Here is a 14,040-nt window from a genome sequence, read left to right as displayed (position 1 = left end):
AATATATTGTGTCTTTGTTTAATCTTTATTAGCTTAATTTTCGCGCGTGTTCTTGAACTGAATATCAGGGTAGCGCTCTTGCGCTAGCTGTAAATTCACCATAGTAGGTGCGATGTACGTCAAGTTATCGCCGCCATCTAGTGCAAGGTTTTGCTCACCTTTACGGCGGAATTCATCAAGCTTCTTCTCATTGTCAGAGTAAACCCAGCGGGCAGTGCTCACGTTAATATGCTCATAAAGCGCGTCTACGTTGTATTCGGCTTTCAAGCGAGCGACAACTACGTCAAACTGAAGCACACCTACTGCGCCAACAATCAAATCGTTGTTGGCAAGCGGTCTAAACACCTGCACCGCCCCTTCCTCAGAAAGCTGGATCAGCCCTTTCAGCAGTTGCTTTTGCTTAAGCGGATCTTTCAAGCGGATGCGTTTAAATAGCTCAGGCGCAAAGTTTGGAATACCCGTAAAGCGGTAGTTATCGCCTGACGTGAAGGTGTCCCCTATGCGAATGGTACCGTGGTTGTGCAAGCCGATGATATCGCCGGCATAGGCTTCTTCTAGCAATGAACGGTCACCAGCCAAGAAGGTCAATGCATCCGAAATACGCACATCTTTACCTAAACGGCTGTTGCGCATTTTCATGCCTTTTTCGTACTTGCCCGACACAATACGACAGAATGCTATGCGGTCACGGTGTTTCGGGTCCATGTTGGCCTGAATTTTAAATACGAAGCCACTGAACTTACCATCGGTACTTTCGATAGTCCCTTCTTCGGTTTCGCGGCCAAGTGGCGCAGGTGCCCACTCAACCAAACCGTCAAGCATATGATCAACACCGAAGTTACCTAATGCTGTACCGAAAAATACTGGCGTTAACTGGCCTTCCAAGAAAAGCTCTTGTTCAAATTCGTTAGATGCACCGCGTACAAGCTCAAGCTCGTCACGCAAGGTTTCAGCGAGGTCACTTCCTACTGCAGTATCTAACTCAGGGTTATCTAACCCTTTGATGATGCGCACGTCTTGGATAGTGTGACCCTGGCCGCTTTGATACAAAATAGTTTCGTCGCGGTGAAGGTGATATACACCTTTAAAGCTCTTACCACAGCCAATTGGCCAAGTGATTGGTGCACACAGGATATCAAGCTCGGTTTCTACTTCATCGAGCAGTTCCATAGGATCGCGAATATCACGGTCAAGCTTGTTCATGAAAGTCACAATCGGCGTATCGCGCAAACGGGTGACTTCCATAAGTTTACGGGTTCGGTCTTCTACACCTTTCGCTGCGTCGATAACCATAAGGCATGAGTCAACCGCCGTCAGTGTTCGATAGGTATCTTCAGAAAAGTCTTCGTGCCCCGGAGTATCCAGCAGGTTTACTAAGTGATCGCTATATGGAAACTGCATGACCGAGGTGGTTACCGAGATACCACGCTCTTTTTCCATTTCCATCCAGTCAGATTTAGCATGCTGACCTGACTTTTTACCTTTTACGGTACCGGCAGTTTGCAGGGCGCGTCCGAATAACAATACTTTTTCGGTAATCGTGGTTTTACCCGCATCCGGGTGCGATATGATTGCGAACGTACGTCGCTTTTTAATCTCTTCTAGAAGCTTCTTATCTGACATCAATACTTATCTTCGTTATCTATTATCCCTGTAAACCAATTACTTACAGGCGCGTTTTATAACGGATAAGCAATGCTTTTCCGCGCAAATTCAGTATTGCGGTAAAACGCTTGATACGGCTTGGTAATTAATTGCGCGGATTTTAGCATTTTACTGCACGTAACAGTAGAGCGAAATTACATACTCCCTACCGCTTAATTTGCTATGCGACCACTCACTGCTTTTTTTCATGCATACACACTTTCACATCGTTAACCTATTTCAAACATTGTTGTACACACCGTTTACAACACAAGTGACAGACCCTTTTTATAAACCCTATTTATAAAAATAAGGACAACGCCCTGTGATATTGTTTCTAATTTGCGTAGCCGCGCTTATTGCTGGCTACTTTATATATGGCGCCTTTGTTGAGAAGGTATTTGGCGTCACACCAGCACGCCCCACTCCTGCACATAGCCAAAAAGACGGCGTAGACTTTGTTCCCATGTCTACACCGAAGGTGTATCTCGTTCAGCTTCTGAACATTGCTGGCGTAGGCCCTATATTTGGTCCTATTATGGGTGCACTATATGGCCCAGCTGCCATGCTTTGGATTGTATTAGGGTGCATTTTTGCCGGCGCTGTTCACGACTATTTTTCAGGCATGCTGTCAGTTCGCAACAATGGCGAATCTGTGCCTAGCTTATCTGGCCGTTATTTGGGCCGAGGCGCTAAGCACTTTATGAACTTGTTCGCTATTGTGCTGCTTCTACTGGTAGGTGTAGTTTTTGTCTCAGCGCCCGCAGGCATGATCACAAACCTCGTTAATGATCAGACATCATGGCATGTTGAAGTTGGCACCATGGTCGCCATTATTTTTGCCTACTATATTTTGGCTACCATTGTTCCTGTAGATAAAATTATTGGTCGCTTTTATCCGTTTTTCGGAGCCCTTCTTATTTTCATGTCGGTGGGATTATTAGCCGCTGCCAGCTATTCTGACCAGCACTCGATACTTAGCCAATTCACGGCAAGCGATATGCTGACGAATTTGAATCCTAACGATATGCCTCTTTGGCCGGCGCTCTTTATCACTATTGCTTGTGGCGCTATCTCTGGATTTCATGCCACCCAGTCCCCACTTATGGCTCGCTGTATGGAGAACGAGAAGAACGGGCGTTTTGTGTTTTTTGGTGCGATGATAGGTGAAGGTGTGATTGCCCTTATCTGGTGTGCCATTGCCCTTTCTTACTTCGACAATTTAGAAGGACTATCGGCAGCTATTACCAATGGTGGCCCTGGAAACGTTGTCTATGCCTCATCATTCGGTCTTTTAGGTGTTGTTGGTGGCGTACTGGCCTTTCTTGGCGTGGTTATTCTTCCTATTACGTCTGGCGACACCGCATTTCGCTCAAGTCGTCTTATCATGGCCGAGTACTTTAACGTTGAACAAAAAGGTATACGTAACCGCTTGTTCATGGCCGCCCCATTGTTTGTGCTTGGCGGTATTCTTACCCAAGTCGATTTCGGCGTAATTTGGCGCTACTTCGGATTTGCCAACCAAGCAACAGCCGTCATGATGCTGTGGACCGCGTCTGCATACTTATTAAGACATAATAAACTGCACTGGATAACTACGGTACCAGCAATATTTATGACGGCCGTTTGCGTTACCTTTATTCTAAACAACGACACCTTGGGTTTCGGTATGGCGATGAATGTATCGACAACCATCGGGCTTATCGCATCGCTAATCACCACGGTTTACGTCATTCGAATTTCCAAGGGGAAAGGTGAAGCGCCGCTTGAGCCATCATCTGTGAATGTTGAAAAACCTTCCCAACCGGTAGACGCGTAACTACCTACACTAAACACGTGTAATATGATGAGCCGCCCTTTATATAGGGCGGCTATTTATTTTGTACTTTTGACATGGGTTATAATGAGGCTCATTTTTAATCGGCGGTAATATTGGCAAGCATGGAACTCATACTTTCGCTACTTCAACAAATGTGTGTGTATCTTGTGCTCGCATATATGCTGAGTAAAACACCGCTTTTTCTTCCTATTCTCAGCATTTCTTCTCATCGCAAACACCGCTACTTGGTGTATGTAGTTTTTTCTTCCTTTTGTATTCTGGGCACGTATTTTGGTCTGCAAATAGACGACGCCATTGCCAATACCAGAGCCATTGGGGCAGTTATAGGAGGATTACTAGGCGGTCCAGTAGTTGGGTTTGCCGTAGGATTGACCGGTGGCCTCCATCGTTATTCATTGGGTGGTTTTACTGATGTTGCCTGCGCTATTTCCACCACGCTGGAAGGTCTTATCGGCGGCCTCATGCACGTTTACTATGTTCGCCAGAACAAAAGTCTAGATCTTTTCAACCCATGGAAAGTTGGTGTCATTACCTTCATAGCAGAGTTGTTTCAGATGGCTATACTGCTTACCGTTGCTGAGCCTTTTGAAAAGTCTTACGCACTGGTCAGCGCTATAGCCGCACCTATGGTCATTGCAAATTCTGTGGGAGCTGCACTTTTTATCAGTATTTTATCTGACAAAAAAACGATTTTTGAAAAGTACTCTGCCACTTTTTCACGACGTGCACTATCCATAGCAGATCGCTCAGTGGGCGTGCTCACATCTGGATTCACCCCAATTAATGCAGAAAAAGTAGCACGCATTATCTATGAAGAAACGAATGTGGGTGCGGTAGCGATTACTGATAAAGAGAAGATTTTGGCGTTTATCGGAACGGGTGCCGATCATCACCTGCCAAACACCCCCATATCGTCATCAAGTACGATGGAGTCACTGAACAATAACAAAATAGTCCATTTAGACGGTGCCGAGCGCCCTTACCAATGCACATTAAACAAAAATTGTCCGCTGGGTTCAGTATTGATTATTCCACTTCACTCTGGCTCTGAGGTGGTGGGTACCATTAAGCTTTACGAACCCAAACGGAAGTTTATGTCGACGGTTACCCTGTCAATGGCAGAAGGCATCGCTCAATTACTGTCTAGTCAGATTGTTTACGGCGCGTATCAGCAGCAAAAAGATCTGCTCTCACAATCTGAAATCAAGCTGCTGCATGCACAGGTCAACCCTCATTTCCTATTTAACGCACTCAATACGATTAGCGCTATAATTCGTCGCGATCCCAAAAGGGCCAGAGAGCTCGTTCTAAGCTTGTCACGCTTTTTCAGAATAAACCTAAAGCAAAACACCGCAGTGGTGACACTAAAAGAAGAGATTGACCACGTTAATGCTTATCTGGCAATCGAGAAGGCGCGTTTTGCCGAACGCCTGCAGGTTGCCATCAAATGTGACGATGCTGCCATGTCAGCGCTTCTACCAAGTTTTACGTTACAGCCACTAGTAGAGAACGCGGTTAAACACGGTATCGCCCAACGAATAGAGGGTGGGCATTTAACTTTGAATGTACGATGTACAACAGATAACCACATTCACATTCTCGTTGAAGATAATGCTGGCTTGTACAAACCCAAAAAAGAGCAACACGCAGGTTTAGGGATGGATATTGTAGATAAACGACTTATTCATCAGTTTGGTCAACAAGCAGGCCTGGTGATCGAATGTCGAACTAACCAGTTCACTCGGATGTCCTTTTCCATTCCACACACTCATTACCATTCTCATCAGGGCTAACAATGACTAAGAACTCAGCATTTCGCGCGCTTGTTATTGACGATGAACCGCTCGCCAGAGAGGAGCTTTGCCAGTTACTCAACGAAACCAATGAAGTACAAGTCTTAGCCGAGGCCGCAAATGCCATAGAGGGGTTGGCATTAATTAAACAACACCGTCCGGATGTTATATTTCTTGATATAGAAATGCCCCAGCTCTCTGGACTCGATATGCTGGCTATGCTTGATTTAGACACCATGCCTTATGTTGTGCTGGTCACCGCATTTGAACAGTATGCCCTTCAGGCATTTGAAGATAACGCGTTTGATTACTTGCTCAAACCTGTGGAACCAGAGCGGCTTGATAAAACACTCGCCAGGCTTAAAAAGAGAACTCAGCCCCAAACTGACATTGACGCCATTGCCTCCCCCACATTAGTACATATTCCTTGCGTAGGTCATCAGCGCATATTACTGCTGCCCGAATCTGATATTCAGTTTGCTTACAGCGATGTGGCGGGCGTACATGTTAGATCGCTAGAACAACAAGCAGACACGCAGCTCACATTGAAAACCTTAGAAGAGAGAACCGCGCTTGTTCGGTGTCACCGGCAATACTTGGTGAGGTTATCATGCGTTGGGGAAATTAAACTCTTGGATAATGGCCTTGCTACGCTTCTAATGAAGACGGGAGATTCAGTTCCCGTGAGCCGTCGATATCTCAAAAAGCTAAAGTCGTTATTAACGCTTTAATCACACCACAAAGGCTGTATTAACTTAAAAAGGACTGAGAGAGTATGCCTGATTTTCAGGCACCGTAAGACAAATAGCCACATTTTCCTGCTCGATGGAGAGCCTTCACCCGTTCAATTCACGCTCAACTTGCAAAATCTCTTTCTCATCTCAATGCTATTTACTTAGCATGCTAAACAAATAAAATAGTTAGCATGCTAAGTAAATCAACGGTTTTTACATGTCATTTTCAGAACCTATGCCACTTCAACTTATTGCGCTTTTTGCCCGCACTGCGCAAAAGTGCAGAAGAACTGTCACTGAATCGGTCGCTCATCTCGACCTTACAGAGTCTAGATGGCGCGTAATGATTCACATGTCATTACTTGGTGAGGGCTGTACGCAACAGATGGTGGCTGAAAGCTTGGAAATAGAAATGCCTAGCTTAACTCGCACAATTAAACAGCTCGAAACTACCGGGTTAATCAAACGCGTTACCGATACTAACGACAAACGAAGTCGCTTACTTTACTTCACAGATATGGGCAAAGGTCGAATGAATGATATCGAAAGTACATTGATGGCGCTGCGAGATGAAGTGTACGCAGGAGTATCTGAAGAAGAGTTACGCATTATGGCTAAATGTGTTCAAAAAATTGAAGTTAATGCCGCAAAATTATTGGAGTCACTTAAGTGAGTCAACGAACACCAGATCAGGAATTTGCTAGGTATATAAAGCTGGCTTTAGTCGCTTTTGCCATCTGTTTTATCTACTTTATTATTGCAGATATACGCATGCCAATGACACCACAGGCGAGAGTCTATCATCAGGTCACGCAAATCTCTCCTCAGATAAATGGGCCGATAAACGAGGTGCTTGTCAAAAATAACCAAACCGTCAAGGAAGGGCAGGTTTTATTTGTTATAGATGAGACACCTTACCTAATTGCGCTTGAAAAGGCGCAAATTGATTTGGCAAATGTGGAGTTAGAGAATGCTCAGATAGATGCGAAAGCGGAAGCGATTAGAGCCAAAATAGAGGCTGCATCGGCGGTTTACGACGAACGCAACAGTGAATTTCAACGACTCAATTCCTTAGTTCAAACTAAAGCGGTATCTCAACAAAACGTGGACAAAGCGTACGCGCAACTTAAAAGCGCTGAAGCTGAAATTAGTGCGCTTGAAGCCGATCTAAACGAGCAAGTTGTTGCAAGAGGTGAGCAAGGTGACAAAAACCTAAAATATCTAGAAGCGGTAAATGCGGTTAAACGGGCAGAGTTGAACTTAGCCTATACCAAAATTAAAGCACCGCATGACGGCATAATGGCAAACATGCAGGTAACTCAAGGCACTTATGCTAAACAAAGTACGCCCCTTGCCTCAGTTGTCGATAACACGCTAGATGTGGTTGCAGATTTTCGAGAGAAATCACTCGCCAATGTAAAAGAAGGCATTCGCGCTAACGTCGTTTTTGATGCACTACCGGGTAAAGTATTTGAAGCTAAAGTGGAAGAATTTGAAGCTGGTGTAAGCGACGGCCAACTTGCCGCCAACGGCACCCTTGCAAGCGTTGAAAAGTCGAATCGATGGGTACGAGATGCACAGCGCCAACGTGTCCACATTAAGCTTGAAGAACAAGAAATATCGTTAAGCCACCTCACCAGTGGCGCTCGCGCTACCGTGCAGATAGTTCCAGACAACCCTATTGAAAGTGTGGCAGCGAACATTCAAATTCACTTTATAAGCCTGCTGCACTTCATTTATTAGACTTAAATTATGGATTCACAGCTAAGTAAAAATGATGTCCAGCAGATGCTTAGGATCGCCTCCGGCGCCACGTTGGGCTTTGCTATATCGAAAGCGCTGGATTGGCCTAATCCGATATTTTTTACCTTGTACCCTATTTTGTTGCTTGGACTGGTAGCCGTTTTAAATGGTCACATTATTCGACAATTTCTTGCCGCAACTATCTTTCCGGCGGCGGCTGTTTTAGTGGTATACGGCTTGTTCGGAAGCCACCCATTGCTGATCACGCCGCTAATCGCCATCACTTTCGCTTTTCTGTTTTGGCAAATGAGTAAAGGTACGCTGTATTTATTCGGTGCGTTTTCCCTTGTAGGACTTTCGCTGCAGCTACACTTTGCCAGCTACAGCAGCGATGGAATAGATATCTACGCATTAGTGATATCAAACATCGGTGCAATTCTGTTGGCATTGATAATTGCATTCGCTTTGCATATTGTTTTTCCCGATGAGGAGCCGCGCACGCCTTTACCCAAAGCGGCAAAAGATAAAGCAAGTATTCGCCACGAAGTCATATTATGCACCACTGTCGCCACGCTATCGTTTGTTGTATTTCAAACCTTCGACTTAGTAGATTCGATATCAGCACAAGCAGCAAGTGTATTGATTCTTTTTCCACTGTGTTGGAAAGGAGCCACATTGAGTGGCTGGCAGCGAGCGCTGGGCACGCTAATTGGATGTAATCTTGCCCTGCTCGCCCAGCTCATTTTGCTCAACTACAGTGACACGTTGTTTTTCGCAAGTTTCAGCTTATGGATATTGGTATTTTTCATCAGCCGCCAGCATGTGCTTAGCGGTGGTGGTGCTGGCACGGGCTTTGGCGTACTTACCACATTTGGCATTTTGTACGGCCAGTCACTCTCTCCACAACAGGATATTATTTATAGTGCGCTGTATCGCTTTTCATCGGTAGTCGTAGCTATTGCACTTAGCCTGTGCGTTATTTATGTAGTACACAGTCTACTTAACAAATTCCAGCCTACACGACACCACACGTTTACTTAAAAGACCTGTAGTTATAACGCTTACTGGTTAAAATTTGTGGACGAAAAGTTGATTTACTACTTCTAGGGCCTGTTGACCTTTGGTGTACAAATTTTGAGTTAAAGGACTGTGACAAAGAGTAAAAGGCTTCGACGATATCGTCGAAGCCTTTAGGCGAGCAGAGGAAGCCCTTTAGATCGCTAAGGATAGAGAAGGACCTTAATCATTCCGGCTTTATGAAACCGCAACCACTGCCTTTCGCTTGTCTTCTTTTGAAAATTGCAGCGCGTTGTTCAAATTATCGAATTCAAACACGTTAGGTATTTCGACAACCAACGTTTGCGCAGCAACTTGCTCAAGTAGAGCCTCACCGTCTTTCACCAAACGCTGCCACTGTGACAAATCGCCATAATCATGCAGCGCACCTAGCGCTATCTCATGATAAGAAATAGTACGCGTGAAAGGCTCATCAACAGGCACTTCAATACGACCTAGAATACTCACTACGTGACCATTAGCTTCAAGAAGCGGTACAAGTGACGCCGCATAGTCTGGACCATTTGCATCAAAAAGCGCGTAAAAGGTTTGCCCTTCAGGCTTACCGCGATGGATGGCTTTTACGCCCATCTCCGCAGCTTGCTCTTGCGAAAAGCTCCCTGAGATAACATGTACATTAAAACCGGCCTGAGAAAGCATTTGCGCCAGCAATTTGTTAACGGCGCCCATACCGCTGACTAACACGTCAGCCCCCTTTCGGACCGGCACTTTACTAAACGCTTGCCAGGCAGTAAGCATTGGACATGGCAACGCAGCAGCTAGTGCAAAATCAACGCTTTCCGGCACGACCATTACACGGCTAGCATACACTTCACTATGATCGGCAAAGCTTCCGTTTTCACCTAGGCTATGATGGTAAGCCACACGCTTACCCAATAGACTGTTATCGACGCCCTCACCTACAGCGACAACAACACCCGCACCGTCCACACCGGGAATATGCCCTTTTTCCCAGTCGCGCGGGTTATCATCGATAAACTTCCAGTCAACTGGGTTAATGCCAATAGCATAGTTGCGCACGACAATACGCCCTGCCTTCGGCTCAGAAAACTCGCGTACCTGCTTTACCAGTGATGCGCCAGCTTGTTCAAATTGCCAAACGTTAGCTTGCATAAAAGCTCCTTAACACAGTGATTTTTCCGATTAGTCCCACGCAGGTGAAAAATCTGGGTTAGCTTGACGGTCGCCACAATCTAGCGCGTCAATCTTTGCGATATCGTCAGCGCCTAATGTAAGTTCAAGCGCTTTGAAATTGGTTTCCAGATTCTTGCGTTTAGTCGACGATGGAATAGTGACTAAACCATGGGCCAGCTCCCAGGCTACCACTACCTCAGCAGTGCTCACACCATGCTTATCTGCAATTGCGATGATGGTCTCGTCTTTTAGCACTTTACCAACAGCAAACGGCATATATCCTGTTACTGTGATACCGTGTTTCTCACACGCTGCACGCACTTTTTCATTAGTAAGATAAGGGTGTACCTCTACCTGATTCGTGGAAATAACGCCCTCGCCCAAGATACTCACCGCTTCTTCAATTTGTGCCACGGTAAAGTTAGAAATACCAACTTCTTTTGTGAGTCCCAGTTCCTTAACGCGCAGCAATTCACCTAGGTACTCTTCCATGCTTTCGCCGTTTTCCGGTGACGGCCAATGAATAAGTAGCAGGTCAACGTACGACAGTTGAAGCTTTTCCAAACTCTCTTTTACGCTATCCACAAAGCTTGCTTTATTCAGCTTGTCATTCCACACCTTGGTGGTGACATAAAGGTCTTCACGTGCAACAAGATTGTTTGCAATAGCGTCTTTAATAGCGCGACCTACCGCTTCTTCATTGCCGTAAATTTGCGCCGTATCAATGTGACGGAAACCCACTTCAAGTGCCATTGTCACGCTGTTATAGGCTTCATCGTCTTTTAAGCGAAACGTGCCTACACCTAGCGAAGGAATTTTAGATTGTGACTGATTTACATTCGGCATGATGCCTCCTTGTTGGTTCCGTTATTTATGAAAGTGAGGTAATACATTGTCAGCAATGCGCTGCATCGCGACTTCTACTGGTTGCGTATTACGTCTGAAGTGCAGGCCAATATGATCAACCCCCGCTTCTTTCATTGCATTGAGTTCTTTGATAAGCCCATTTACACCAGTTTCAACCCCGAACCGGTGGCGTTTTATGGGCGCTTCATCGTCTTCAACCAAATTAAGATGAATAAAGCTAACGTACGGCTTGTTGCCCGCGACATTTCGCCATAGCTCTACGCGCTTTACATGCTCGTTCGGTGTACCTGGATACGCCAGCCAACCGTCCATATTTTCTCCAACCCACTGAGGGCTTTGCTGAGCGAGCCCTGCAACGTACAAAGGCGGCGTGGTTGAGCGCGGTAACAGCGACATGCCAGGCTTAAGGGAATTCTCACCGTGCTTTACAATTTCCAGTGAGTGCCTGAAGTGCTCGCCGCGACTGTCAAAATCGACATCGAACAACGGATACTCAACCGGTCTATCCCCACTGGCTACGCCGAGTATAAGGCGGTCGTTACTTAGCTGCTGCACCGTTGCTGCCGCCTTTTTGACAAGCCATGGCTGCCTAAGAGGTAAAACAACGGCGGCTGTGCCTAATAGAATATTGTCTGTGATACCTGCTAAATAGCCCAAGTAAGCGAAGGTTTCGAAAACCTGAGCCGCATCACCAAAGCTAGGGTCATAAACTGGCACATCCCGTACCCACGCTGCTTTAAACCCTAGTTTGTCGGCTAGTTGAATACGGCTGTGATGCTCGGTCATATCAGGTACGCCGAATGGCGTACCTTTTGTGGCGTCGAAATGCGCCCAGTCGTTATCTAGCGGAAGCTCTACACCTACTGAGAACGTGTGTTGTGCAAGCTTATCAAAGGTATTTGTCGTCATTATGACCTCCCTACGCGCTCGTTGTGTTATTCGCCGTATTCGCAGTACTGAGTGCGCGCTTGTCTAAGTAGCCGCTGTAACGTGTAACAAGTAACGCTGCAACAGAAATAATTGCGCCAATCCATGCGGTATCAGATAACTGCATGCCGTCTACAATTGCACCGCCCAGAATTGAACCCACAGCTATGCCAATGTTAAATGCCGCGATATTTAAACCTGAAGCGACATCAACAGCATTAGGGGTAAACTTCTCTGCTAATTGAACAACGTACACCTGAAGTCCTGGAACATTGCCAAAGGCAAAGGCGCCCCACACTAAAACGGTGATCACTGCGGCAACTTTACTGCCCATGGTAAACGTCAGGGCAAACAAGATGACTGCAAGGGCTGAAAAGATGATCGTTAACGCGCGGATTGGGCCTTTTTTGTCAGCAAGCTTGCCGCCATAAATATTGCCTACCGCGACAGATACACCGTAAACCAGCATAATTAAGCTGATGGCTGAGGGCGCAAACCCCGCCTCTTCCTGCAATATAGGAGCGAGATAGGTGAATGCCGTAAATGTGCCGCCATAGCCCAATATCGTCATTAGATACACTAATACCAGACGAGGCTGAACCAACACCTTCATTTGTTCACTCAAGGTGGCCGGTTTACTTTGTTTAAGGTTGTTCGGTACCAGCAACGCACTGCCTATTAGCGCAAGTGTGCCAAGCGCGGAAACCACAAGGAAGGTTGCTCTCCAACCGAAGTTTTGACCAATCCAGGTACCCAAAGGTACGCCAGTAACCAAGGCTACGGTTAAGCCCGTAAACATAATGGCAATAGCACTGGCTTCTTTTTCTTTCGCCACTAGCCCTGTAGCAATAGTTGACCCTATGGAAAAGAACACACCGTGCGCTAAGCCTGTCAAAATGCGAGCTAATATTAAGCTCTCGTAGCTAGGCGCTTGCCAAGCAAGAATATTACCAGCCACAAATAGCGCCATTAAGCTAAGCAGAACATGCTTTCTATTCCACTTACCCGTAAGGGCGGTAAGAACCGGTGCGCCAACGGCAACACCAACGGCGTACAAGCTTACCAGTAAGCCTGCGCTTGGTAACGTAACGCCAAGATCAGTGGCAATGGTGGGGACAAGCCCCACTATCACGAACTCTGTTGTGCCAATAGCAAACGCACTTAACGTTAACGCAAATAATGCAATAGGCATTTCAATTATCCTCAAAAAGTAATTAACGAGATGGCTTGATTAACAACGCCACCATTGGCTTCTAGAACGAACAACTACACCGTTTTTTGAAAGCCATTAATAAAGTGCGTACAGTTTGACGATAAATTTATTTGCAAAAAACAGCACTAATGACAAAATACTTTTGCGATATTTGAAAATATAAGGTGTGCGATGCCAGTCTCATCAAAAACTGAAGATTTAGAAGCGTTCCTAACCGTTGTGGATACAGGTAGTTTTTCCAGTGCTGCCAATCTACTCAATCAGCAGGTTGCAAAAGTTAGTAGAGCAGTTACTCGTCTTGAAGATGGCTTAGATGTAACTCTATTGAATCGCACTACCAGACGGCTGGAATTAACAGAAGAAGGTGAGCTTTTCCTGCAATATGCCAGAGACGGGCTAAATATATTAGAAAAAGGTGAAGAAGCATTACGGCTATTAAAGCGGGCTCCTTCTGGAAAACTTCGGGTTGATGCTGCGAGCCCGTTTGTGTTCCACCAGCTAGCGCCGTTAGTGGGTGAATTTCGAGAAGCATTTCCTGACATAACACTCGATATCACCAGTCACGACAGCATTATCGACCTGTTGGAACATAAAACCGATATCGCAATACGTATTGGTGATTTAAGCGACTCTAACTTGCACGCTAGACGTTTAGGAAAAAGTAAGCTGCATATTGTGGCAAGCCCACAGTATCTTGAAAAATATCCCATATCTGAAGGTGAGGATGGAATTAGCACGCTAAACAAACACAAACTGATTGGCTTTAGCGACTCACCAAGTCTAAATAAATGGCCGCTCAAGCAAGATATTAACTTGCAGTACAGTCTTCGTGCGTCAAGCGGTGAAACTATTCGCCAGCTGTGCTTGGCAGGTCAAGGTATCGCGTTACTTTCTCACTTTATGGTACACAAAGATATCAGTGCAGGCTCGCTGGTAGCGCTATTTCGTGACGACATCGTCAGCCCAAACCGCAGAGAGTCGGTACAAGCGGTATACTATAAAAATAGCGCGGTATCGTCTCGTATCTCTGCGTTTTTAGATTTTATACAGCCTCGACTAACTCTTTAA

Annotated in this window: 12 protein-coding genes; 7 read left to right on the top strand and 5 right to left on the bottom strand. The window is 45.8% G+C overall.

Annotated elements, in window-relative coordinates; all coding sequences use genetic code 11:
- Positions 1-33 precede the first annotated feature (33 nt).
- On the bottom strand, positions 34-1,623 hold the full coding sequence (prfC, locus tag MASE_RS05330) for a peptide chain release factor 3 (protein ID WP_014948726.1): 1,590 nt from the start codon (positions 1,621-1,623) through the stop codon (positions 34-36).
- A gap of 346 nt (positions 1,624-1,969) precedes the next feature.
- On the opposite strand from prfC, the gene MASE_RS05325 reads away from it, so the two are divergent.
- From MASE_RS05325 to MASE_RS05300, 6 genes are all read left to right on the top strand, one after another.
- On the top strand, positions 1,970-3,463 hold the full coding sequence (locus tag MASE_RS05325) for a carbon starvation CstA family protein (protein ID WP_014948725.1): 1,494 nt from the start codon (positions 1,970-1,972) through the stop codon (positions 3,461-3,463).
- 122 nt (positions 3,464-3,585) lie between these two features.
- A complete protein-coding gene (locus MASE_RS05320) occupies positions 3,586-5,277 on the top strand; it encodes a sensor histidine kinase (protein ID WP_014948724.1) in 1,692 nt (563 codons plus the stop codon).
- Between the two features lie 2 nt (positions 5,278-5,279).
- Positions 5,280-6,008, top strand: a complete 729-nt coding sequence (gene btsR / locus MASE_RS05315) for a two-component system response regulator BtsR (protein ID WP_014948723.1) — start codon at positions 5,280-5,282, stop codon at positions 6,006-6,008.
- Positions 6,009-6,228: 220 nt separating this feature from the next.
- Positions 6,229-6,684 (top strand): MarR family winged helix-turn-helix transcriptional regulator, encoded by a 456-nt coding sequence (locus MASE_RS05310; RefSeq protein ID WP_014948722.1) that lies wholly within the window; start codon positions 6,229-6,231, stop codon positions 6,682-6,684.
- Positions 6,681-7,754: an HlyD family secretion protein gene (locus tag MASE_RS05305; RefSeq protein WP_014948721.1), complete on the top strand. Its 1,074-nt coding sequence runs from the start codon at positions 6,681-6,683 to the stop codon at positions 7,752-7,754. The genes MASE_RS05310 and MASE_RS05305 overlap by 4 nt, the downstream gene beginning before the upstream one ends.
- A gap of 9 nt (positions 7,755-7,763) precedes the next feature.
- The gene (locus MASE_RS05300; protein WP_014948720.1) at positions 7,764-8,795 is read left to right on the top strand and encodes a DUF2955 domain-containing protein; all 1,032 of its coding nucleotides are present in this window, start codon (positions 7,764-7,766) and stop codon (positions 8,793-8,795) included.
- A 213-nt stretch (positions 8,796-9,008) separates the two neighbouring features.
- On the opposite strand, the gene MASE_RS05295 is transcribed toward MASE_RS05300, so the two are convergent.
- From MASE_RS05295 to MASE_RS05280, 4 genes are read right to left on the bottom strand one after another with little or no spacing between them, the layout of a single operon-like run.
- Positions 9,009-9,944: an alcohol dehydrogenase catalytic domain-containing protein gene (locus tag MASE_RS05295; protein WP_014948719.1), complete on the bottom strand. Its 936-nt coding sequence runs from the start codon at positions 9,942-9,944 to the stop codon at positions 9,009-9,011.
- Between the two features lie 30 nt (positions 9,945-9,974).
- On the bottom strand, positions 9,975-10,811 hold the full coding sequence (gene dkgB, locus MASE_RS05290; protein ID WP_014948718.1) for a 2,5-didehydrogluconate reductase DkgB: 837 nt from the start codon (positions 10,809-10,811) through the stop codon (positions 9,975-9,977).
- Positions 10,812-10,832: 21 nt separating this feature from the next.
- Positions 10,833-11,741, bottom strand: a complete 909-nt coding sequence (locus MASE_RS05285; protein ID WP_014948717.1) for a TIGR03571 family LLM class oxidoreductase — start codon at positions 11,739-11,741, stop codon at positions 10,833-10,835.
- Positions 11,742-11,751: 10 nt separating this feature from the next.
- Positions 11,752-12,951, bottom strand: coding sequence for an MFS transporter (locus MASE_RS05280; RefSeq protein ID WP_014948716.1), 1,200 nt, complete (start codon positions 12,949-12,951; stop codon positions 11,752-11,754).
- Between the two features lie 192 nt (positions 12,952-13,143).
- Between MASE_RS05280 and MASE_RS05275 the strand changes: the two genes are divergently transcribed.
- Positions 13,144-14,040 carry a LysR family transcriptional regulator gene (locus MASE_RS05275; RefSeq protein ID WP_014948715.1) on the top strand — a complete coding sequence of 299 codons (897 nt, stop codon included), beginning with the start codon at positions 13,144-13,146 and terminating at the stop codon, positions 14,038-14,040.

The sequence above is a fragment of the Alteromonas macleodii ATCC 27126 genome (assembly GCF_000172635.2).
In the GTDB taxonomy this organism is placed as follows: domain Bacteria; phylum Pseudomonadota; class Gammaproteobacteria; order Enterobacterales; family Alteromonadaceae; genus Alteromonas; species Alteromonas macleodii.
The sequence above is the reverse complement of the archived record's forward strand: the minus strand, read 5'-3'. Positions and strand labels throughout refer to the sequence as shown.

What these genes read in the sequence shown, in the direction of transcription:
- MASE_RS05295 (WP_014948719.1), bottom strand. Translation starts at nt 9,944, where the DNA reads ATGCAAGCTAACGTTTGGCAATTTGAACAAGCTGGCGCATCACTGGTA.
- MASE_RS05320 (WP_014948724.1), top strand. Translation starts at nt 3,586, where the DNA reads ATGGAACTCATACTTTCGCTACTTCAACAAATGTGTGTGTATCTTGTG.
- btsR (WP_014948723.1), top strand. Translation starts at nt 5,280, where the DNA reads ATGACTAAGAACTCAGCATTTCGCGCGCTTGTTATTGACGATGAACCG.
- MASE_RS05300 (WP_014948720.1), top strand. Translation starts at nt 7,764, where the DNA reads ATGGATTCACAGCTAAGTAAAAATGATGTCCAGCAGATGCTTAGGATC.
- prfC (WP_014948726.1), bottom strand. Translation starts at nt 1,623, where the DNA reads ATGTCAGATAAGAAGCTTCTAGAAGAGATTAAAAAGCGACGTACGTTC.
- dkgB (WP_014948718.1), bottom strand. Translation starts at nt 10,811, where the DNA reads ATGCCGAATGTAAATCAGTCACAATCTAAAATTCCTTCGCTAGGTGTA.
- MASE_RS05275 (WP_014948715.1), top strand. Translation starts at nt 13,144, where the DNA reads ATGCCAGTCTCATCAAAAACTGAAGATTTAGAAGCGTTCCTAACCGTT.
- MASE_RS05310 (WP_014948722.1), top strand. Translation starts at nt 6,229, where the DNA reads ATGTCATTTTCAGAACCTATGCCACTTCAACTTATTGCGCTTTTTGCC.
- MASE_RS05285 (WP_014948717.1), bottom strand. Translation starts at nt 11,741, where the DNA reads ATGACGACAAATACCTTTGATAAGCTTGCACAACACACGTTCTCAGTA.
- MASE_RS05280 (WP_014948716.1), bottom strand. Translation starts at nt 12,951, where the DNA reads ATGCCTATTGCATTATTTGCGTTAACGTTAAGTGCGTTTGCTATTGGC.